Annotated in this window: 20 protein-coding genes; 6 read left to right on the forward strand and 14 right to left on the reverse strand. The window is 43.3% G+C overall.

The genetic code is table 11. The features are described from left to right. Positions 1-509 precede the first annotated feature (509 nt). Entirely contained in the window at positions 510-974 is a 465-nt protein-coding gene (locus tag AWH61_RS18565) for an RNA recognition motif domain-containing protein (protein ID WP_014950707.1), read from the forward strand. Positions 975-1053: 79 nt separating this feature from the next. Here the strand turns inward: AWH61_RS18565 and AWH61_RS18570 are convergent, their stop codons facing one another. Beyond that, positions 1054-2367 carry a DUF5610 domain-containing protein gene (locus tag AWH61_RS18570; protein WP_075177883.1) on the reverse strand — a complete coding sequence of 438 codons (1314 nt, stop codon included), beginning with the start codon at positions 2365-2367 and terminating at the stop codon, positions 1054-1056. Between the two features lie 176 nt (positions 2368-2543). Here AWH61_RS18570 and trmA point away from each other — a divergent pair, with 176 nt between their 5' ends. Then, complete coding sequence (gene trmA, locus AWH61_RS18575) at positions 2544-3641, forward strand: tRNA (uridine(54)-C5)-methyltransferase TrmA (RefSeq protein ID WP_083605999.1); 1098 nt, start codon at positions 2544-2546, stop codon at positions 3639-3641. Between the two features lie 120 nt (positions 3642-3761). Here the strand turns inward: trmA and fabR are convergent, their stop codons facing one another. After that, positions 3762-4358 carry an HTH-type transcriptional repressor FabR gene (gene fabR / locus AWH61_RS18580; protein WP_014977408.1) on the reverse strand — a complete coding sequence of 199 codons (597 nt, stop codon included), beginning with the start codon at positions 4356-4358 and terminating at the stop codon, positions 3762-3764. A 341-nt stretch (positions 4359-4699) separates the two neighbouring features. Between fabR and AWH61_RS18585 the strand changes: the two genes are divergently transcribed. Then, complete coding sequence (locus AWH61_RS18585; protein WP_014950711.1) at positions 4700-5827, forward strand: acyl-CoA desaturase; 1128 nt, start codon at positions 4700-4702, stop codon at positions 5825-5827. 179 nt (positions 5828-6006) lie between these two features. Continuing rightward, positions 6007-7428, forward strand: a complete 1422-nt coding sequence (gene sthA / locus AWH61_RS18590) for a Si-specific NAD(P)(+) transhydrogenase (RefSeq protein WP_014950712.1) — start codon at positions 6007-6009, stop codon at positions 7426-7428. A 56-nt stretch (positions 7429-7484) separates the two neighbouring features. Here sthA and AWH61_RS18595 read toward each other — a convergent pair whose 3' ends face one another. After that, positions 7485-7790: a hypothetical protein gene (locus AWH61_RS18595; RefSeq protein ID WP_014950713.1), complete on the reverse strand. Its 306-nt coding sequence runs from the start codon at positions 7788-7790 to the stop codon at positions 7485-7487. A 114-nt stretch (positions 7791-7904) separates the two neighbouring features. Here AWH61_RS18595 and AWH61_RS18600 point away from each other — a divergent pair, with 114 nt between their 5' ends. After that, positions 7905-8483 carry a uracil-DNA glycosylase family protein gene (locus AWH61_RS18600; RefSeq protein ID WP_014950714.1) on the forward strand — a complete coding sequence of 193 codons (579 nt, stop codon included), beginning with the start codon at positions 7905-7907 and terminating at the stop codon, positions 8481-8483. Here the strand turns inward: AWH61_RS18600 and AWH61_RS18605 are convergent. Then, a complete protein-coding gene (locus AWH61_RS18605; protein ID WP_014950715.1) occupies positions 8480-10705 on the reverse strand; it encodes a bifunctional diguanylate cyclase/phosphodiesterase in 2226 nt (741 codons plus the stop codon). The two genes, AWH61_RS18600 and AWH61_RS18605, sit on opposite strands and share 4 nt — an antisense overlap. Before the next feature lie 214 nt (positions 10706-10919). Between AWH61_RS18605 and AWH61_RS18610 the strand changes: the two genes are divergently transcribed. Next, entirely contained in the window at positions 10920-11756 is an 837-nt protein-coding gene (locus AWH61_RS18610; RefSeq protein WP_083606004.1) for a TIGR03899 family protein, read from the forward strand. On the opposite strand, the gene AWH61_RS18615 is transcribed toward AWH61_RS18610, so the two are convergent. The 10 genes from AWH61_RS18615 to dusA all read right to left on the reverse strand — a co-directional run bounded on the left by AWH61_RS18615 (position 11753) and on the right by dusA (position 21218). Beyond that, complete coding sequence (locus tag AWH61_RS18615) at positions 11753-12499, reverse strand: phosphoadenylyl-sulfate reductase (RefSeq protein WP_014950717.1); 747 nt, start codon at positions 12497-12499, stop codon at positions 11753-11755. The genes AWH61_RS18610 and AWH61_RS18615 overlap by 4 nt on opposite strands. Next, the gene (cysI, locus tag AWH61_RS18620) at positions 12489-14210 is read right to left on the reverse strand and encodes an assimilatory sulfite reductase (NADPH) hemoprotein subunit (RefSeq protein WP_075177886.1); all 1722 of its coding nucleotides are present in this window, start codon (positions 14208-14210) and stop codon (positions 12489-12491) included. Before cysI ends, AWH61_RS18615 begins: the two co-directional genes overlap by 11 nt. After that, positions 14210-16033, reverse strand: a complete 1824-nt coding sequence (locus tag AWH61_RS18625; protein WP_075177887.1) for an assimilatory sulfite reductase (NADPH) flavoprotein subunit — start codon at positions 16031-16033, stop codon at positions 14210-14212. The genes cysI and AWH61_RS18625 overlap by 1 nt, the downstream gene beginning before the upstream one ends. A gap of 199 nt (positions 16034-16232) precedes the next feature. After that, on the reverse strand, positions 16233-16988 hold the full coding sequence (locus tag AWH61_RS18630) for a TIGR04219 family outer membrane beta-barrel protein (protein ID WP_014950720.1): 756 nt from the start codon (positions 16986-16988) through the stop codon (positions 16233-16235). 3 nt (positions 16989-16991) lie between these two features. Then, positions 16992-17984: a DUF2333 family protein gene (locus AWH61_RS18635; RefSeq protein ID WP_014950721.1), complete on the reverse strand. Its 993-nt coding sequence runs from the start codon at positions 17982-17984 to the stop codon at positions 16992-16994. 154 nt (positions 17985-18138) lie between these two features. Then, a complete protein-coding gene (locus AWH61_RS18640) occupies positions 18139-18501 on the reverse strand; it encodes a hypothetical protein (RefSeq protein ID WP_075177888.1) in 363 nt (120 codons plus the stop codon). Then, on the reverse strand, positions 18501-18701 hold the full coding sequence (locus tag AWH61_RS18645) for a PspC domain-containing protein (RefSeq protein WP_014950723.1): 201 nt from the start codon (positions 18699-18701) through the stop codon (positions 18501-18503). The genes AWH61_RS18640 and AWH61_RS18645 overlap by 1 nt, the downstream gene beginning before the upstream one ends. Positions 18702-18762: 61 nt before the next feature. Then, complete coding sequence (pspA, locus tag AWH61_RS18650) at positions 18763-19431, reverse strand: phage shock protein PspA (RefSeq protein WP_014950724.1); 669 nt, start codon at positions 19429-19431, stop codon at positions 18763-18765. Between the two features lie 332 nt (positions 19432-19763). Continuing rightward, positions 19764-20051, reverse strand: coding sequence for a hypothetical protein (locus tag AWH61_RS18655; protein ID WP_014950725.1), 288 nt, complete (start codon positions 20049-20051; stop codon positions 19764-19766). Positions 20052-20243: 192 nt separating this feature from the next. Then, the gene (gene dusA, locus AWH61_RS18660; protein WP_222936674.1) at positions 20244-21218 is read right to left on the reverse strand and encodes a tRNA dihydrouridine(20/20a) synthase DusA; all 975 of its coding nucleotides are present in this window, start codon (positions 21216-21218) and stop codon (positions 20244-20246) included. Positions 21219-21536: the final 318 nt, after the last annotated feature.

Below are 21536 nucleotides of genomic sequence, written 5' to 3' on the forward strand. Positions count from 1 at the left end.
GCGTTCAATCTGAGCCATGATCAAACTCTTCAATTAAATATATCGAAATATGAATCGTCGTTGTGACACTCTTAACGAGTGCCCACACAGATTGTCTTGTCTAAATTTTTAAAGAACATTCACTAGAAGCCGTTGCTTCTTAGTGACTCACCCTGTTCGAGTGAGGTGCGCATTTTACATCGTTTATTTTCGATGTCAACCATGTTTTTAAACTTTTTATTTGTTTGAAAACTTGGTTTCGCACTTGTTGCTAAGTAGGCTTTGTTTTTCTCGAAGCCCCCTCAGAACGTGGAGCGCATTATAGATACCTCTTGTGAAAGATCAACACTTAAATTGGATTTTTTTGCTTTTTAAGCCACTTTTGGTGTTAACCGCTCATTTCTGCATCATTTCTAGCGACTCAATCCATCTTTAGACTAGTTTTTTCACATTTTATTGTTCAATTTGTTACAAATGAGTAAACTATATACAGCCTCCAACACCATAATAAACAATAGAAAGGTAGGTATATGAAAGTAGGCTTTATTCAATGCGCTGTTATTAGCGCTATTTTTGCAATTGCAGGTTACTTGTTATTTTCTTCTGCTAGTTTAAACGTCCATGTTCCACTGACCGTCTCAGCAGCTCTGCTGATCAGCGGTATCGTTACTCCTTGGCTAGCGTCTCTTATTCAAAGTCCATCTTCCTCAGATGCCAGAGCACATTCTAATGACGGATCAGTAGAAACTTTATATGTGGGTAATTTGCCTTATAGAGCAAACGAGAACGCAGTAAAGGAATACTTCAGTAGCTTTATTGAAGTACAGTCGGTTCGCTTAATGAAGGATCGTAAAACTGGAAAAAGAAAAGGATACGGTTTTATCGAAGTTGTAACTGACGACTTAAACAGCGTTATCGATAAAACTAACGACTCAATCTTCCAGGAGCGAACCCTAAAAGTTCGCCCTGCAAAGGACAAAGTCGAACACGCATAATTTTGTGAGTACGGTTTATAGGCTATAAAAAAGCCCGGTTAGCTTTCGCTACCGGGCTTTTATATTAGTAAATAGTTAGTTATTCACTTGTCTCAGCAGATTGAGGAAGTCCATTAAGTAAAGTTTGATTAAAAGCGTGAAACCTATTTATAGCAGATACAAGATCTGGCACCTGCACGTCTTTGATCTCATTAATCAACCCACCTATTAAGGTATTATAGTCTTCGTTACTTTCTAACGTACTTTCGGCATTAGCAAAAGTATCCATCATCTTTTCTAGATATTGCGCTATAGGGCTAACCACATTTCCAAACTTCGAATTATCGCTTTTGTCTTCATTGTAATGTTGGATGTTCTCATACGTCTTTAGTACTTCGGTCTGTGTTGTTCTATTTAACTGTAACGCGTAGCCAACTAACTCTTTATCGTCAAAGCCTAAACTTAACGCTTCTTCAAATGCTTTGTCGATGTCACCACTGTAAAAGGTGTCGGCGAGATCCTGAACTTGACCAACCAAATCAGCTATCGACTCTAACTCATCTTCATCAAGCTCGCCTTTTAATGAAAAGCTAATACCGCTTCGCTCATAGTATTGGTACGAAGTTTGTTGTTGGTATGACGCTGAAAAATTGTTTTCACCTTGCTCGCCACTACCGCCTGATTGCTCCTGAGATGCCTGTGCTTGGAAATTAAGTTGTTGAGATGCTTGGAACGAGCGAAGACTCTCAAAACTAAAACTCACTTCGTCGCCATCTTTAGTTCGAATCAGCAAGCTTCCGCTTTTCTCATCCGATGCAGCTACCGCGTTTAAGGACGAAAGCGTTACAGCGTTCGGCTGCTGGCGACCAAATATGTCAGTTTCCAGATCGTTTATTCCTGTATCGATGAGATCGCGGCTTTTTGTCATTCCTTGCTCAATCTCTTCATTCATAAAACCAGCGAGGTCTTTTTCAGCCATAGCGAATCCACGGCTTACGCCTTCTCTCGCTTGGCTAAATAAGCCATTAAGCTTTTCTTCGCTGGCACCACCGTTTGCCGCACCTCTAATAACGCCACCTACGAACTTAAGTACGTTTCTGGCAACTTTTTCAAAGTCGAACAAACTGTTCGACTTATCTTCAATGCTTTTCTCTTTGGCTTCTTGTGGCTTTTGGCCATCTATAACTAACGCTTGGTTAAGGCTGCTACTTACCACACGTAAGCCGATGCTAGTTTGGCTACTGGAAACAGATACTGATGCCGCTTGTTGTTTAGAAAACTCAGCCGCTTGCTGCAATCCGTCTTGCTGTAACTGCTTTTTCAACATTTCGTTCGGGTGAACTGATGCCTTTTGATCTGCTTTTTGATCGACCTTCTGGTCGCCCATAAAAGCCTTAATTTGACCCACGTTCATAATTTGATCCTCACTATCCTCAATCTTATTATCGGCAAAGAATCAGTATTGTTTAATTTTAATACAGCTTTTTTTACTGGGTCGTTCCTAATAATAATGCAGAAGTAGATAGCGCTTGTTGCAGTTATTTTATAAGGGACTACAATTCGCGACCTCAATATTGAATGGAGAATTTTATGACCGCGACCGAACAACAACGCTATCAAGCTCAGTTGGACGAAAAAGTAGAACGTCTTACTGCGTTACTTTCTCCGTTCAATGCGCCTGACTTGTCCGTATTCCCATCGCAACCAACGCACTACCGTATGCGCGCCGAATTTAGAGTATGGCATGAGGGCGATGATTTATTTCACATCATGTTCAACCAGGAAACAAAAGAAAAGTATCGCGTAGATAGTTTCCCTCCAGCTTGTAAAGCAATAAACCATGCTATGGCTTTGTTGCTTGAAGAAGTAAGACCAAATGAGGCGCTAAGAAAGAAGCTTTTTCAAATCGATTATCTTTCTGCACTATCTGGCGAGCTTGTCATCAGCCTTTTATACCATCGCCAATTAGATGAAAAGTGGGAAGAGGCTGCAAGAGAATTAAAGGCGACGCTAGAGGATCACTTTCCAAAAGTAAACATCATAGGCCGTGCGAGAAAACAAAAGCTTATTATCGACAACGATTTTGTTATTGAGCGCTTACCCGTTAATGGCAAAGAATTCATATTTAAGCATATCGAAAATAGCTTCACTCAGCCCAATGCCGAAGTGAACTGTAGCATGATTGAATGGGCACTAGATTGCGTAAAGCCGCTCTCTGGCGATTTACTGGAGATGTATTGCGGTGCAGGTAACTTCTCACTGCCGCTAGCGCTTCACTTCGATAATGTTGTGGGGACCGAAATAGCCAAGCCCTCTGTACAAGCTGCGCAGTTTAATATTGAACAAAATCAGCTTAATAATGTGAAGATCGTAAGACTCGCCGCTGAAGAATTCACTCAGGCTATGAAAGGTGAACGTACGTTTAGTCGCTTAGAAGGCATTGATCTAAGTACATATAATTTCACAACTGTATTGGTCGATCCACCAAGAGCTGGGTTAGATGAAGACTCGCTTAGAATGATTCAGGATTACGATAATATCGTGTATATCTCGTGTAACCCTGAAACATTGGCGCAAAACCTTGAGCTTTTAAGTGAAACTCACGACGTTGCTCAATCAGCACTATTCGATCAATTCCCGTTTACTCATCACATTGAGGCTGGCGTTTTACTTACACGCAAAAGCTAGTTTTGGTACAAATTGACAAGGCCTTTGGAGTCACAAAGGCCTATGAAGACGTATTAAAATAAGGTGGCTTTGATTAGAGCAAACGATGTGGACTTAAAAGGCCAATCGCCACTAATTCAATTATACGCTTTTTTGCGTTGCACCTACTTGAACGAAGCGAAGCTGTGCTTTCACTCTCTCACCAATTTCGCGGCGAAGCTTATCATCAGCTTCTAGTGCTTCAGCACCTGCACTGAATACGAGCCTAACCATAGCATCAGCTTGAAGCTGCGCGCATGCGTATTCTACGCCCTGCTGTTCAATAATGTAGTCGGTCAACTCGTCGATGAAGTGTTGAATCTCTCTAAATACTGCCAACCGATAAGCCGACGACGTACCAGTATGCTCGCGTAATAATAAACGAAATACGTTTGTATTTGCCGCAATAAATTCCATGAAGGTTTCAACAGAAGTATGTATTACGCCACCTCCAGAGGCTATACGCCGCCTTGCCTGACGCATAAGCTGCCGCAATGCTAAACCGGCTTCATCCACCAGCGTTAAACCTAATTCGTCCATATCTTTGAAGTGTCGATAAAAAGACGTAGGTGCTATACCTGCCTCTCGGGCAACTTCACGCAAGCTGATTGCCGATAAGCTGCGGTTTTCATCGAGCAAAGAAAACGCAGCATGAATGATATTTTGGCGGGTTTTTAATTTCTGTTCTTGTCGACTCACATTCGCACCATAGGTTGATTAGCTCTAAACGGCTTGATGATTTTTAGCGCTTAGGGTTGAAGCCCTTACGTCATCTGTATAGCCATTAACGCAATCAAACTTCGTACATCAAAGACTAGCATGTGTAGTTTATCGCAACACACACCAGTGGGGAAAGAGAAACAGAATCATCTCTTTTATAAACAAGCATTAAGCAGAAAAAGCCACAATTAACGAGCGCTTCAGCGTAGCTTTACTATAATTAAACTTTACACATGTAAGCAGAACTAATCTGGGTTTTGCTTGCCTGAAGCCTCGTAAAACGATAAATTAGCGAACAGTTGTAAGCCAAGTTGTATAAAATGAAAAAACCTCCTCTTATCCTTACTAATGTGCTGGTATTTATTATATCTGGCGCAATTGCGTTTATTGGTGTGCCGCTATGGGTGGCGTATCAAGGCATCGATTGGGCAGAAATCGGTGCGGCTATATTCCTTTTTTACTTTACCGGTATGTCTATAACTGCCGGCTATCACCGCTTATGGTCGCATAAAACTTACGACGCCAATGTGGTAGTTCGTGTGATCCTTGCGATTGGTGGCGCTATGGCGCTGCAAAATAGTATTTTGCACTGGTCGTCAGATCATCGCGTTCATCATCGTCATGTTGATGATAACGACAAAGACCCCTACTCTGCCAAGAAAGGGCTATGGTTTGCGCATATCGGCTGGATGTTGCGTGAGTATCAGGCCAAACGTTACGATGACTACAGTAACTGTAAAGATCTTCAAAAAGATAAAGTGGTGATGTGGCAGCATAACTACTATTTGCCCATCGTGCTGGCGGCCAACTTTGGTATCACAGGTCTTCTGGGCTATTTAAATGGTGACGTATTAGGCATGATCTTGGTAGCCGGTGTACTTCGCCTGGTGCTAGTGCATCACGTAACCTTCTTCATCAATTCTCTTGCTCATTTTTGGGGTAGCCAGCCTTACACCGATAAGAACACAGCACGAGATAACGGTATTCTTGCGTTTTTTACCTTTGGTGAAGGTTATCACAATTACCATCACATCTTTGAGTACGACTATCGCAATGGCATTCGCTGGTATCAGTTTGATCCTACAAAATGGCTTATTAAGGGGTTATCACTGGTAGGACTGACATCCAACCTTCGCAAAGTGCCAGAAGAGCGCATCGAGAAAGCGTTAGCAGCAATGCAGCTGCAAAGAGCAAGTGAAAAAGTATCGCTACTGCCTAATGCTGAAGAAATGATGCATACCATTCAAGAAGAATACGACTTGTTAATGCAGCGCATGAGTGAATACTACGCCACGAAAAAACGTGTTATGCGCGTTAAACAACGCACTCTAAAGCGCAGTATCGAAGGGCTTGAGCTTGCATACAAGTACAAAGAGCTGAAACACGCATTTGCTGTACAGAAAGAGAAATGGACACAGTTACATAGTTTGTCATTGCAAATGGCGTAAATTAACGCCCTCTTTTATACGTTTGAACGCTAAAAACCACATAAGTGTCTGCTTATGTGGTTTTTTTTTATTCTATAGTTGGATAAGGTCGTTATACTAAAACCAGAATCATTCATTTTGTATTACGGCTAACCTAGTGGTGACATCGCATTACAAAAGTAACAACATGGGAAAGTAAGATGGCAACGAAGCAAAAAACCAAAGCCCCGTCGTATCATTACGACGCTATCGTTATTGGCACAGGTCCTGGTGGAGAAGGCGTTGCAATGCAGCTTGCCAAAGCCGGAAAAAAAGTGGCGGTTGTTGAGCGCTACGAGGCAGTGGGAGGGGGTTGTACCCATTGGGGAACCATTCCATCGAAAGCGCTTCGTCACTCAGTAAGTCGTCTTATTGAATATAACTCTTCTCCCTTGTTTGCCGACAACCACTTAAGTAAGAGTCTTACGTTTTCTGACATCATGCGCCATGCTAGCGGTGTGGTAAAAAGCCAAACTCGACTTCGCTCTTCTTTCTACGACAGAAATCGTGTGACGCTATTTCACGGCGAAGCCAGTTTCGTAGATGCGCATACGTTAGAGATAACCCGTAAAGATGGCTCTAAAGATACTGTCACTGCAGGCCAGATTGCTATTGCCACAGGGTCGCGTCCTTATTGTCCTAAAGACATCGACTTTAATCACCCGCGTATTTATAACTCAGACACTATCCTATCTTTAGATCACGATCCCAAATCAATAATTATCTATGGCGCTGGGGTCATTGGCTCTGAATATGCCAGTATTTTCAGAGGACTAGGCGTAAAAGTTGACCTCGTTAACATGCGCGATCGCTTACTGTCATTTCTTGATGACGAGATATCAGACGCACTCAGTTATCACCTGTGGAACAATGGCGTACTCATCCGGCACAATGAGGCCTATTCTTCGGTTGAAGCTACCGATGACTCGGTTATTTTAAACTTAGAGTCGGGCAAGCGTATGCGCGCAGATTGTCTCTTGTTTGCTAACGGAAGAACGGGTAATACAGATACACTTAAACTCGAGAATATTGGTTTAAAAGCCGATGGCAGAGGCCAACTCAAGGTTAACGAAAATTATCAAACTGACGTAGACAATGTATTTGCAGTCGGCGATGTCATTGGCTATCCAAGTTTAGCATCTGCGGCTTATAACCAAGGTCGCTTTGCCGCTGAAGCTATGCTTGGCATAAAAACACATTCGGCATTGGTAGAAGATATTCCGTCAGGCATATACACCATCCCAGAAATAAGTTCTGTTGGTAAAACAGAGCAAGAGCTTACTGCAGCAAAAGTGCCTTATGAAGTGGGAAGAGCTCAGTTCAAACATTTGGCCAGAGCCCAAATCGCGTCAACGCAGACAGGAAGTCTGAAAATCTTGTTTCATCGCGAAACTAAAGAAATCTTGGGCATTCATTGTTTCGGTGAACGTGCCTCCGAGATTGTTCACATCGGCCAAGCGATCATGCAGCAAAAGGGCGAAGGCAATACCATAGATTACTTCGTTAACACTACGTTTAACTATCCAACCATGGCAGAAGCTTATCGAGTTGCTGCTATTAATGGACTTAATAGAATTTTCTAACGGACACAAAAAAGCCGGCGAGATTGTCGCCGGCTTAATATGCGTTAACTAAGAAATTAGTTACGGTTCGCAGCAAGCGCGTTAAGCGAATCTTTATGTGCTACGATGTCGATGTGCATATTTTCTTGATCGAACGTCATTGTTGCAATGGCGTAGTCACCCTGACTATCGCTTGCAATGTCGATCAACTTTGCTTGTGCATCACGGAAACGAATGTTATTGCCGATTTTGTCAGACATACATTGGTTATTCATTTCGAATGTTTTCGCATCCATGCAATCGAAAAGCTGGTTATCACCAGATTCCGCATGCGCAATACCAAAGGCCGCTGATAGAGCTAGGGTTAGTACTACTTTACGCATGTTTCTTCTCCTGTGTTACAGTCTACTACTGTCACTATTAAACATACTGTATATACATAAGATAGTCAAACTGAGATCATAGTTTTGTGACAAAAGTATGACAAAGAGAAATATTTGGAGAAAAATGTGAAAGGCCACGATGCACTGGTGGTTAAAGCGAGAAATTGTAGACTGTGTGCCCCTCACCTACCGCATCAACCCAACCCCATATTTAGCACTGCACCATCAACTAAGGTGCTTATTATTGGGCAAGCACCGGGGTTGAAAGCCCATGAACGCAACATTGCGTTTGATGATCCCAGCGGAGATCGGTTACGCGATTGGTTGTCTGTCTCGAGAGAGACCTTTTATAACCCTAGCTTAATTTCGGTGCTGCCAATGGGCTTCTGCTTTCCAGGTTATAAAAATGGAGCCGATGCCCCGCCAAGAAAAGAATGTGCTCCCGCTTGGCATAATGACTTTCTTCTTTATTTAAAACCTGAAGTAACGCTTTACGTGGGACGTTACTCGCAACAGTATTATTTACCGCAACACAAAACGTTAACTGAAGCTGTACGCAGTCCGACTGAAACACATTTCGTACTGCCCCACCCGTCAGGAAGAAACAACAGGTGGCTCGCTAAAAACCCTTGGTTTGAATTAGATATCCTTCCCAAGTTGCGAGACACTGTCGAATCTGTATTAAAAGTTTAGTCGTGCTCTTCAAGAAACGCTAAAAGCGCATCGAACGGCATAGGCTTCGCGTACAAGTAGCCCTGTGCTTCGTCACATCCAAGCTTTATCATGTAACTCGCCTGCTCTCTTTTTTCTACGCCTTCGGCAATAGTCAATAAGCCTAGCTTGTTCCCCAAAGTCACAATGGTCTCAGCAAGCACTGCGCTTGCACCCGGTTTAATGTCTTTGACAAAAGAACGATCGACCTTCAATCGATCTAACGGCAGCTGCTGCAGATAACTCATGGAGGAAAAGCCTGTTCCAAAGTCATCAATGGCTATTTTCACCCCAAATTCTTTTAACGAACGCAATGCATCTATTACAATTTGCGGTTCATCCATCACCACGCTTTCTGTTATTTCTAGCTCTAACAGGCTTGGGTCGCAGTTGGCGTTAGATAGTGCCTGCTTAACTTTTTCTACAAATAACCTGTCGCGGAACTGCGGAATAGAGATGTTAACGGCAACTCTTAGATGGCCGTAGCCTTTCTCTTTCAATTCCTGAAGACGACGGCATGACTCTTCTAGCACCCATTCACCGATATCAACGATAAGACCTGAATACTCAGCAAGTGGTACAAACACGGCGGGAGAAATATATCCCCCTTCACCATTGGGCCAGCGTAGTAAGCCTTCCATGCCAACAACTTTTTCATTCAGTAAGTCTACTTGCGGCTGAAACCACAGCTCCAGCTTTCTTGCTGCAAAGTCACTTCGGAGTTGGCGAATCATATCTAGGCGCCAAGTCGTCTGATCTTCAATATCTTTGGCGTAATATTCGAAGTTATCTGTTAGATTTTTCTTAGCACGGTTTAACGCAATATTCGTGCGCTTTAAAATCTCAATGCCGATGTGACGTTTATTGTCTAACTTGCACAATCCAAGTGTTATATTCACCGGAAGGGTGTGATCACCTACCTGAAATGAAGATTGGAAAATGTTGTTAATGGACTTGGGGCATACCAAATCGTCAGGACCAATAAGACCAAATACATCAGCACCTATGCGGCCTTTTTTCACTATGCTATCGAAAGAAGATTGAAAGCGATCGCTAATAGCTCGCAACAATTCGTTGCCGACTTCTTGCCCTAAACCATCATTTATATCGGAAAAGTGATTTACGTCGATAAGAGCTACGCTATAGTTTTCTCCGGCAAACAAATGAGGTTTATCGAGCATATTGATAAATTCATTGCGGTTTGGCAGACGGGTTAACCAGTCTCTGAACGCCGCATTTCTTAATTCATGGAAAAGATTAACGTTTTCGTATCCCACTGAAATACTGGATAGAAAAACCTCAAGCAAGTGCTTGTCTAGCTCACTAATCTCGTGGGTTTGTCGAACAAATACGGCAGCTTCAAAACCAGCGCGGCTGATATACAGCACAGAGCAACTAGGCTCAAAAATGTGCTTTTTAAGACGTAGGCACCGACTAATATTTTCTTCAATTTCAAGGTTTTTAAGCGTGAACACAGGCTGGTTTATAAATTTCGCATACTCCCCCGCAGCGCCAAGCACGTAAACCTCTTCGTCCTCTCGGTCTAGCAAAGAACCCGCTCTTGCGCACAATAAACCTTCGGAATCTAAACCAATAAGCGAACTAATCTGAGTAACTACACCTTCGCAAAACTCTTTCACCGAATGTTCTTCAAACAAGTTCGCTGAAGAGGTGATTATTTTCTCTAAACCAGCACGGCTTTGACTAATCGTTACAATTTGCTGATAAGAGCGTAGTGAGGAAATGATAGTAGTTAGTAATTTGGCGCGAGTAAGTTCTGTTTTGGTTTTGTAGTCATTGATATCGTAAACTTTAATGACTTGCTCTTCAGGCGCGTAGCCGGGCTGGCCCGTACGTAAGATAATTCGAGGTTCAACTAACTTCATGTCTTCGCGGATGTATTTAACAACATCAAAACCCGCGTCATCAGTCTCCATAACGACATCAAGTAAAATTATGGCAATGCTGTTGCCATATTCGTGCAGCATTTCTTTGGCTTGTTTTGCTGAATAAGCGTGGATGAAGTTTAATTTGCGATCGTTTACGATGAGATCAGATAGCGCGAGACGCGTTACGGTGTGAATCTCTTCATCGTCATCGACAATAAGAATGTTCCAGTCTTTGCCCAATAAGGTTTGCTCTTCAACTGAACCATCATCATCTAAAAAAATTAATTCGTCGTTATCGTAATCCATTGCCGACATTACCGCTCATTTCCTCGATACAAACAAAACAAGAATGCGCTACTCATTGTATTAAGGCAACGATTACATTGATAAATGGGTTACGCAATGCAATAGTGCTCTCATGTTACATGCCATTTTACATTCGATCATTTAAGCATTTATGAAGATTACATCCCAGCACTTTTCCCCTGAGGTAAAAAAACCACAGGAAACGGAAGAGAAGACTGTAAAGGTGACAGCCGAATCGCCTGCGGCTGAAAAAGCGGCCAGCAACGCAGTGAAAACCGATGCTAGTCGCCAACGCATGCTTTCCTGGTTTGCCAGAGTGGGTATAAGCCCCTCTATGATGTCCCCTGATCCTAAAAAGCAAAAGCATGCACTAGAAAGAAGAAAACAAATATTAGAAACCCAAAAAGCGAGCAATCTTCAAGCTGTATTAAATATAGCATTAAATGTGACGATCAACGAACAAACTAGCGATAATCTTGATCCCGACTGGTTTTTCGCATTTAGTACCATGGCTGAGGAAATTTACAGCCCGCCCATGCAGGAATTATGGGGAAAGATTTTTGCCGTTGAGGTGGCTCGCCCGGGCAGTTTTTCCCTTCGTACATTGCAGCTATTAAAGACGCTAACGCATAGGGATGCACAAGTATTCAATAAGGCTGTGAATGTTGCGAGTAGAAGAAATAACGATGCGGTCCCGCGTATTCTTGTGGGGTATCACAAACGCAAAGGCTTGCTTTCACTATTGAGACGCCCTGTTCCTGAGCAAATTAACTTAGCCAACGTAGGGTTGAGTTACCCTGATCTGTTGTCTTTGCAAGAGATGAAGTTGATTTATACCAGCGAAATTGAAAGCGCCGAATACGATGAAGGTCAGCAAGTAACCTGGCGATGCGTAAATGAAAATATTTCATTAACCAGTAAAACGTCGGGGGTTGCTTTGGTGTATTACAAGTTCACTTCGGTCGGCAGTGAGCTGTATAAATTAGTGACTAAGTCGCCTAATGAAGTGTATTTAACTAGCATTAAGTCGGTGTTAGGCGAGGTATTTAACGTAAGTTAAATACCGTCACCAAACTCGTGCAATCCACACTCACGTTTCAAACCAAAGAAGCGCGTGTCTTGCTCACTCATTCCTTCTTGGAGCGACTGCGTGGTATGCCAATCACCGATGGATACATACCCTTGCTCCCAAAGCGGATGATAAGACAAGTCGTTATCTTTCAGGTAGTAATGTAAGTCTTTGTTGCTCCAATCAATGATCGGGTAAAGTTTAAACTGCTGCCCTACTTTTTGTAGAACTGGAAGCTTTCCCCTGGTATCTGATTGGCTTCTACGCAAACCTGCAAACCACGTACCTGCTTTCAGGTCACGTAAGGCGCGCTGCATTGGCTCAACTTTGTTCATCTTATTGTATTTCTCAATACCTTCGATGCCTTGTTCCCAAAGTCTGCCAAAGCGCGCTTCCTGCCACGCAGAAGACATCTCTGCGCTGTACACATGCAAATTTAAATTGAGCTTTTCTACAAGCTCATCAATGAACTTATACGTCTCAGGAAAAAGATAACCTGTGTCGGTAAGCACAACAGGAATATCCGGCTGTGCTTGGGTAAGCATATGCAGCATAACCGCCGATTGTGCTCCAAAGCTTGAAGACACAATATGAGTATCAGGCAAGTTGTCCAGCGCCCAAGCGACTCGCTCCTGCGCTGTCATTTTCTCTAACGTTTCATTGATATCAGCAAGGGCTTCCTTACTGATATCAAGCGTTAGTGGTTGCTGCTTAATCGCTGTATTATTCGTCATAGAAATCCCGTGCGGAGTCTACTACTGGTTTTACAACACCAGCGCGAACAACATAATCACCAAAGGCTTCACCCGCTTCACGATCTTTGGCCCACTGGCCAAACAGTGAATCTAGTTCTGCCATGATTTCCTGTTCGCTTATGTTTTCTCGATACATACGTGGAATACGTGTACCTTCTCGGTTTCCACCCAAATGCAAATTGTATTTGCCTGGGCCCTTACCTACTAAGCCAACCTCAGACAACATCGCGCGACCACAGCCATTCGGGCAGCCTGTTACACGGAAGATTACGCTGTCTTCTTCCAATCCGTGTTTGGCAAGCAAACCTTCTAGCTCCGTAACGGCATCCGGCAAGTAGCGCTCAGCTTCTGCCATGGCTAACGGACAGGTTGGCAATGCAACACAGGCCATTGAGTCAAGTCGCTGGTTAGAAATCGATGGCGCTATTAAGCCATGTTCGCGGGCTAATGCTTCAATTTTGTCTTTGTCTTGCGGCGCTACACCGGCAATAATCAAATTCTGGTTTGCCGTTAAGCGGAAATCACCTTTGTGGATCTTCGCAATTTCGGCACAGCCTGTTTTTAGCGTTTTACTTGGGTAATCTAAAATACGGCCGTTCTCAATAAATACGGTCAGGTGATATTTACCGTCAATACCTTCAACCCAGCCAAAGCGATCGCCACGGCCCGTAAATTCATACGAACGGCTTTCTTGGAAAGTCACGCCTGCGCGTTTTTCAACTTCAGCCTTGAAGTTGTCTACCCCAACGCGCTCTAACGTATATTTGGTTTTCGCGTTCTTACGATTAACACGGTTCCCCCAATCACGCTGAGTTGTTACAACCGCTGCGGCAACGTCTAGCGTGCTTTCAAGCGGAATAAATCCGAAATCAGAGGCTTTACGCGGGTACGTGCTCTTGTCGCCATGAGTCATCGCAAGACCACCACCGACAAGTACGTTAAAGCCAACTAGCTGTCCATTTTCAGCAATCGCAACAAAGTTAAGATCATTCGCGTGAACATCTACATCGTTTTGCGGAGGAATCACCACCGTCGTTTTAAATTTACGCGGTAAATAGTTATCACCCAAAATAGGCTCTACAGGTTTTTCAGTCGTTTCAACTTTTTCACCGTCTAACCAAATTTCAGCATACGCGCGGGTTTTAGGTAGTAAGTGTTCACTTATCTTCTTCGCCCATTCAAATGCCTGAAGGTGAAGCTCAGATTCAACCGGATTTGACGTACATAGTACGTTTCGGTTTACATCGCCTGCCGTAGCAATAGAGTCGATGCCTACCTTGTTTAGCATTTGGTGCATGGACTTAATCTTAGGCTTTAACACACCGTGAAACTGGAAAGTTTGACGGGTTGTTAAACGAATGCTGCCGTACATGGTGTGATCGGCTGCAAACTTATCAATCGCTAACCATTGGTCAGGCGTAATAACACCACCAGGTAAACGGGCACGCAACATCACATTGTGAAGCGGCTCAAGTTTCTGCTTTGCACGCTCAGCGCGAATATCACGATCGTCTTGTTGGTACATACCGTGAAAGCGAATAAGCTGGAAGTTATCAGCGGTGAAACCACCAGTAAGATCATCTTTAAGATCGGTAGTGATGGTGCCGCGCAAATTATTACTTTCACGCTTTAAACGCTCGTTGTCAGCCAGTTTGCCCTCAACGATAAATGGTGATTTTTCGTTACTCATTAATAGACATCCTTCTGATAACGTTTCGCTTTACGTAACTCTACAACATAGGCTTTTGCATCGGCTTCAGATTTACCGCCGTGCTCTTGCACAATACTAATTAGGGCGTTCTCTACATCTTTCGCCATGTGCATTGCATCGCCACACACATAGAAGTGTGCGCCCTGCTCTAGCCATTCATACACCTCTTTACCGTTTTCTAGTAAACGGTGCTGAACATATACTTTTTCTTCTTGGTCACGAGAAAATGCCAGCGTAATTTTGTCTAGCAGGCCTTCTTTAACGTAGCCTTGCCATTCCACTTGATATAGAAAATCTTGCGTGAAATGTGGGTTGCCAAAGAACAACCAGTTTTTGCCTTCAGCACCTTGTACGTCACGCTCTTGCATGAACGATCTAAACGGTGCAATACCCGTACCCGGGCCGACCATGATCACTGGCGTATTTGGATCAGCGGGCAAACGGAAGTTATCGTTACTTTCTACGAACACTTCTACGTCGCCATTTTCTTCTAGATATTCACACAAAAAGCCAGATGCGCCGCCTTGATGACGATGTCCAAACGCTTCATAGTCAACGTGAGCTACGGTTAAATGTACTTCTTCTTCCACTTCGGCTTGGCTTGATGCTATCGAGTACAAGCGAGGCGTTAGCGGTCGCAAAGCATCTACAAGCTGTTGTTCAGACAACTTACCCGGATGGTCGCGCACAATATCAATAATTTGACGTTCGGCCATGTAGGTACGCAGCTGCGCTTTATCTTCCATCAATGTAGCCAATGATTCAGAGCCTGTCGCCTCTTGGTATGACTTAATGAAATTAGGGTAACTTAAGGTTAATTCAAGCTTCGACGTTAATGCTTCGGTGAGTGACATGGTCGCGTCAGCCACAGACACTTCTGTATTGCCGTTTAGTGACAAGATACTAATAAGCTCCGACACTAGAGATCCTGCATTTTTAAACCATACACCAAGCGCATCACCTGGCTTATAGGTAATTCCACTATCTTCAAGGCTTATTTCAATATGGCGTATATCTTTAACAGAATCACGACCTGTGATTTTTTGTGCGTCAATTAAGGTCGCTTTAAACGGCGCTTTCTTGGTGTAAGTTTGCGCTGCTACACCCTGCACTGCCGCGCCAGTTTGCGCCGCTACCGCTGCTTGCGGAGCTGCACTAAAATCGTCTTTTAGCGAGTCGATGAGCTTGCTCAGCCATGCTTCGGCTTCCGCTTCATAATCAACGTCGCAGTCCAGACGCTCTACAATAGCTTTACCGCCAAGCTTACCTAAGCGTTCATCAAAGTCTTTACCCGTTTGGCAGAAAAACTCGTAACTACTGTCACCTAAACCCAAAACTGCGTATTTGGTATCAGCAAGCTTCGGGGCTTTTTTGCCAGCCAAGAATTCATGTAGCTCAATAGCATCGTCTGGTGCATCACCTTCACCATGGGTACTAACAAATACCGCAACGTGAGTTTCTGCTTTCAAGTTACGTGGCTTGTAATCTGCCATGCTAACCAGCTTGCTATTAAAGCCCGCTTCTTCTGCTTTCGCTTGACACTGCGCTGCAACACCTTTTGCATTACCGGTTTGTGAACCGTACAAAATAGTAAGCGTTGGCGCGTCACCCGCTACTGCAGGAGTGCCTTGCATCATTGGTGCAACCGAACCACCTTGTGCAGCAGCCATGCCCGCAGCATAACCACTTACCCAAGTAAGTTGATCACGATTTAAGCCTGCAATGGCTTGCGTTATTGCATTCCACTGCTGTTCGTTTAATACCGCGCCTGGCGCTGAGTTCGAATTAGAATCTTGTGACATAGTCTTTTAGCCTTTTATCAATGGCGCTAAGGCTAACGGCTTTCTTCAAGAAGAGAAAAGAATAAATGAAACTTTTTTATTACTGAAAGTGCTAATGACTGTGCGAATAGGTAATAACACAATTGAATTTGGGCGAGAAGCAACAAAAAAGGGCGAGGCTGCAATCGCAGCTTCGCCCTTTAAAATCCGTATTTGAGGCTTAGAAGTGAAGTTCTAGCCCTGCGAATACACCATCGAATTCCATATCAGCGTACACATCATCAAGGTCTTCAATATCTACCGTTACATTTCTGTAACCCACCTGAAGCGTCATATCAACCGCTAAACTTTCAATAAACGAGTACTGAATTGCAGCTTGATAATCACTAAGCTCATGGTCGTCGAACGACAAATAGCTTCCTTCAAAGTATGCTGATAAACCAGTAAACGGTAAACCTAGCTGAACCTTCGAGTAGGCCATTGGAACAATACCAGAGAACTCTGCAGATCCGCTTGTGTCACTCGCTCTATCCACAACGAACAGTGCGCCGTCGATGTACTTTGCATTAACACCTAAGTCAAAGCTCACTAGATCGTTATCGAATAACTCGTAGTACAAAATGAAATCTGTAGCATCAAGCTCTACATCTGTATTAACCGTGGTGCTTTCAGTAAATAACTCACCGTCGAAAGTGAATTCAGACTGAAGCGTTGTGGTGCCCGAGTTATCTAATGTCGTGTGATTTACTTTTACATTAGGTAAAAACGGTACAGGATGCTCAAAGGCAATGTATAGCGCCGTATTGGTCTCATCATCAAAGTTAAAGTCAGCGGTGTTGTTGCTATCAGCAAAACCGCCCTGCGTGTCGGTTTGCCATACTTGGGCTCCAACATATACGCCTGCGATAGTGTCTGCATGAGATGAAACTGAAACTAATGCGCATCCCAATGCGGCAGCTATAAGACCCTTTTTCATTAATTATCCTTGATTAAGAAGTTCTGAAAGTTCAATTAAAGCAGCGTTTGCACGAGAAATATAGTTTGCCATTACCAAAGAATGGTTCGCTAACATGCCAAATCCACTACCATTTAAAATCATTGGACTGAATACCGACTGCTGTGTCGCTTCCAGTTCACGAATAATTTGCTGAAGACTAACCAATGCATTCTTATCTTCCAATACGTCGTAAAATTCAATTTCCACGGCTTTTAGAAAGTGAAGTAAAGCCCACGTAGCACCGCGTGCCTCATAGAAATTATCGTCTAGTTTCCACCAACTCGTTTTAACTACACGCTGGCTGGCTACAGGAGAAGACTGCTTCGCATTCGAGTCACCCGCCAGATCAGTGTTCAATCTAGCCGATCCTACGCTGGCACTAAGTCTTTGTGAATAACTGCCCAACCGTTTTTCTACCTGTTTCAACCATTCGCGCAAGTTGTCTGCGCGAGTATAAAACTGACTGTCGGTGTTTCGGGTATTCGCTAGCTCGTCACGGTATTTTTTTAGAAGCTCTATACCGTCAGAGTAACTCGATTCAGAAGAAGGCAACGCCCAGCTTTTGTGATCCATATTAAACTTAGGGTGAGCTTTTGTAAGGTATGGATTTTCAATAGATTGGGATTGAGAGCGGCTGAAGTCTTTACGCATAGAGAGTGCAAGGTCTCGCACCATTTCCAGCGCACCGAATTCCCATGCGGGCATGTTATCTAAAAAGATGCCAGGAGGCGTAATGTCGTTAGAAAGATATCCACCAGGCTTATCAAGTAAGGTTTCCGACACATCAATCATGGTTGTTGTTAATGTGTATCCCGCAATATTAGTTGGATTCTCAACAGGCGAGTTTTGCTTTAAACGTTGTCTAACATCAAACGTGTCTGGGGATAGGCTCCAATACCATCCTATTAGCCAGAAAAGTAAAACTATCACTACAGCGACAATCGCTATCCGTTTTGAGTTAATAGATTGTCTCATATAACACCAACCTTCCTTTTAAATAACAAATAGCCGACGGAGGTCAGCTATTTGTAGTCTTAATACTATGTGAAAAATGCGAAACCTTTGTGACGGTCGTCTTTATATCACCATCTTTTACTACGTTAACACAACTTAAATAAAATTATGATGATTATACATTATGGTGCATATTTCGGTCATTTTGCTGCTTATAAGCGGCAGAGTTTCGATTTTTCAAAGCATATAGCGCTATCGCGATAAGTATAATTGGCCAAAATGTACTTACTCCCACCACTAATAATGCTAAAAATCCTGCGCCTAGCGCTAAAAGAATTGTGCCCATAACGCTTACAGCAACAACAAAACCAACGATAGCGAGGACTACGCCGACTAGCGATAACACTGCTACGTTTTCCCAAGGACTTAGCAATTCATCTGACACGATTAAGTGCATACCCAACCAGCTATCTACTAAGCTGCCTAAACAATTCACCAAAATAATGGCGATGACCAATGCAATCAGAAAGTTCTTCATTACACTAATCTCGGTAATAAGATAACGGCTGCAATATAAGCCACTAGCGTAATAGGCGTAGCGATGAACAAGCCTGCTACAGCTGCCGCTCTAACCCATACTGCATCTATATCAAAATAACGTGCAACTCCTGCACACACACCTGAAATGATTCCAGAATCAAGGTCTCTATAAATTCGTTTTTGTGATGGTACTTTCATCATCTTCTCCAAAAATGCTTACTTCGATATCTACAATGCGGGCTGCGGCTCTCAAGGTCGCCTACGCGACCTTCTTCTTCTTAAGTTCAGCCAATTCCTTTTCGATAGCTTCATCTGCTTCCATTGCATCGAACTCGGCCTGCAGTGACGTTGCTTCATTCGACTTTGTTAGGTCGTACGCATCAACTTGCGCTTCTAGATGATCAATGCGCTGCTCGTAACTCTCAAAGCGCATCATGGCATCATCAATTTTTCCTTCGTGATCAGCTTGCTTCACTTTTAAGCGTGTTTGCGCTGAATGCTTGCGTTGAACCAGCGTTTTTTGCTTGGCTTTTGCTTCGGCTAACTTACTGTTCAGACGCGCAGTATCGCCTTGGATTTTTTCGATACTTTCTGCAATATGCGCTTCTTGTTCTTCAAGAGAAGCTAGCTTTGCAACATACTTTTGTTTTTCGATTAGTGCGGCTTTAGCCAATGACTCTTTGTCATTATTCATTGCGATCTGTGCTTTGTGCTGCCACCCTTCCACTTCTTTGTTTGCTGATGCCATATGGCGTGCAAGGGTTTTCTGCTGAGCAATAAAGCGCGCTGCATCAGTGCGAACCTCAACTAAGGTTTCTTCCATTTCTTGAATAATCAAACGAATGATTTTTTCAGGATCTTCCGCTTTATCTAACATTGCGTTGATGTTTGCTTGAACAATATCGTTAATGCGCGAAAACATACCCATGATTATTTCTCCGTTAAAAGTAGTGTTGTGGTTTCCAGCACTTATTCTTAGTTACGCTGACCGCTGGTTACCGCTGACTGAGTTCTCCTCAACACTCTAACTATTACAATCACCGTGCCATTTATTTAAGACACTGTTTTTAAATGATTTTAATTTAATTCCGGAAACTACCAACTGTTCACCAAGCAACCAAATACAATTTTTTAGCGTATTTAACCAACAAATTTGTTAATTTGACCAACCCTGTTTATTGCGTTTTTAATGTTTAAGTCACTGTGCTACACGCACAAAAAAAGCGCCTTTCGGCGCTTTTGCTAGATACCAATATCGAATTAGTCGGCATCTTGTTCTGTAGAACTACCTTCAGACGGGGTAGCGACAACTAAATCAGTCACGCTGACCTTACCACTTCCGCGCACTTCTTGTGGGCTTAGCTCAAAGTGATACGTTGCGTTTGCTACTGCTTGGTATACGTCAGCCTTAATTTCCTGTGATGTGGTAGCCACTGCGTTTGAAACCACATTAGTTAAAAACGTTTGAAGCACTGACTCTTCTGCATTTGCTACGCTGCTTGCCATGCTTGCTGTCAGTAAAGTTGCTGCGATTAGTGAAGTTTTCATAATTTCCCTCTGAAGTTAGTCAGTGCAACAACAAGCCGTTGTTGCGATACTTAGAGGATTGCGAGAGCTGTGCCAACTCCTTTAAAAACACTTAAAGCATTGATATATATAAATTTAAATAAAAAAGCTCGCGAGACAGCGAGCTTTTAAGAATTGAACAAATATTAAACTTTGGTCAAAATTACTAAATCGTTAGTCTTTTTGACTATTAAACGCGGCGACTTCCTTTTGTGCACTTTCTACAGCGTCTAGCGCATTTAGCAGCAGATTGGGATCTGGATTTTTTCCTGTTCCATTTTGGCTTAAGTATCTACGCCAAATACGTCCACCCGCTTGCCCTTGATAAAGACCCAAAATATGCCGAGCTGCATGCCAGGGTTTGAAATAGGGATCGTCTTGGCGTTCAATATACTGCTGCATTTTCAGCACAATTTCTCGGCGTGACATGCTCTGAGCTTCAGTATCTCCGAAAATCTCTTTATCTACGGTAGCCATAATGTAAGGATTAGCGTAAACCTCACGCCCTACCATAACGCCATCAACAAGTTCTAGCTGTTGCTGGGTTTCTTCTAGCGTTTTAACCCCACCATTTATGCTAATTGATAATTCAGGGCGAGCCTGTTTAAGTCTATGAACCCGCGGATAGTTTAACGGCGGAATTTCGCGATTTTCTTTTGGGCTCAATCCCTGTAGCCACGCTTTCCTTGCGTGAACAATAAAGGTATCGCATCCGGCATCTGCCACGGTATCGATGAAACGAGCGAAGTCTTCATCTTCGTCCATATCATCAATGCCAATGCGGCACTTTACCGTAACGGGAATATCTACCGCAGCCTGCATGGCTTTGACACAACTTGCTACCACCTCTGGCTGGGCCATCAAGCAGGCACCGAAGCTACCGTTCTTAACTCGATCACTTGGACAACCTACGTTTATGTTAACTTCATCATAACCGCGCGCTTGTGATAGCTCAGCACACTTGGCCATGTCAGACGGATCGCTTCCGCCCAGTTGAACAGCAACAGGATGTTCCTCTTGGTTGTAACCCAGATAGTCACCCTTGCCGTAAATGATCGCGCCTGTGGTTACCATTTCTGTATAGAGAAGTGTGTGCTTAGACATTAATCGTAAAAAGTAGCGACAATGGCGGTCTGTCCAATCCAGCATTGGAGCGACAGAAAATTTACGATTTAGCGGAGTGATAGACACGACAGGAACCTCAGACACAGTTATTACTTATATACCTCGCGTACGCGCGAGCGGCGTATAGTACCTATGTTCAATAAAAAAACAATGTCGCTTGCCATTATTTGATAGGCCTATTCCAGCCTTAAAAAACAGCTCAAATCGTAGAACGCATAAGTAAATCTTCATAGATTATTCAACTTACTGAAAAGATGGCGTTTTTTGTATAAGGATTTTAGTAGGTATTTGCCACTATTATGCTTTTAGCGTATTTCAAAGTTCACGATTAGCGGCTATTGT

This window comes from Alteromonas sp. W12, from assembly GCF_001924945.1.
In the GTDB taxonomy this organism is placed as follows: Bacteria; Pseudomonadota; Gammaproteobacteria; order Enterobacterales; family Alteromonadaceae; genus Alteromonas; species Alteromonas macleodii.

Coding starts and splice junctions, on each gene's coding strand:
- AWH61_RS18640 (WP_075177888.1), bottom strand. CDS start 18,501: ATGAAGAACTTTCTGATTGCATTGGTCATCGCCATTATTTTGGTGAAT.
- AWH61_RS18635 (WP_014950721.1), bottom strand. CDS start 17,984: ATGAGACAATCTATTAACTCAAAACGGATAGCGATTGTCGCTGTAGTG.
- AWH61_RS18630 (WP_014950720.1), bottom strand. CDS start 16,988: ATGAAAAAGGGTCTTATAGCTGCCGCATTGGGATGCGCATTAGTTTCA.
- AWH61_RS18595 (WP_014950713.1), bottom strand. CDS start 7,790: ATGCGTAAAGTAGTACTAACCCTAGCTCTATCAGCGGCCTTTGGTATT.
- trmA (WP_083605999.1), top strand. CDS start 2,544: ATGACCGCGACCGAACAACAACGCTATCAAGCTCAGTTGGACGAAAAA.
- sthA (WP_014950712.1), top strand. CDS start 6,007: ATGGCAACGAAGCAAAAAACCAAAGCCCCGTCGTATCATTACGACGCT.
- AWH61_RS18570 (WP_075177883.1), bottom strand. CDS start 2,367: ATGAACGTGGGTCAAATTAAGGCTTTTATGGGCGACCAGAAGGTCGAT.
- AWH61_RS18645 (WP_014950723.1), bottom strand. CDS start 18,701: ATGAAAGTACCATCACAAAAACGAATTTATAGAGACCTTGATTCTGGA.
- dusA (WP_222936674.1), bottom strand. CDS start 21,218: ATGCTGGATTGGACAGACCGCCATTGTCGCTACTTTTTACGATTAATG.
- AWH61_RS18655 (WP_014950725.1), bottom strand. CDS start 20,051: ATGAAAACTTCACTAATCGCAGCAACTTTACTGACAGCAAGCATGGCA.
- AWH61_RS18605 (WP_014950715.1), bottom strand. CDS start 10,705: ATGTCGGCAATGGATTACGATAACGACGAATTAATTTTTTTAGATGAT.
- AWH61_RS18565 (WP_014950707.1), top strand. CDS start 510: ATGAAAGTAGGCTTTATTCAATGCGCTGTTATTAGCGCTATTTTTGCA.
- pspA (WP_014950724.1), bottom strand. CDS start 19,431: ATGGGTATGTTTTCGCGCATTAACGATATTGTTCAAGCAAACATCAAC.
- cysI (WP_075177886.1), bottom strand. CDS start 14,210: ATGAGTAACGAAAAATCACCATTTATCGTTGAGGGCAAACTGGCTGAC.
- AWH61_RS18625 (WP_075177887.1), bottom strand. CDS start 16,033: ATGTCACAAGATTCTAATTCGAACTCAGCGCCAGGCGCGGTATTAAAC.
- AWH61_RS18585 (WP_014950711.1), top strand. CDS start 4,700: ATGAAAAAACCTCCTCTTATCCTTACTAATGTGCTGGTATTTATTATA.
- AWH61_RS18615 (WP_014950717.1), bottom strand. CDS start 12,499: ATGACGAATAATACAGCGATTAAGCAGCAACCACTAACGCTTGATATC.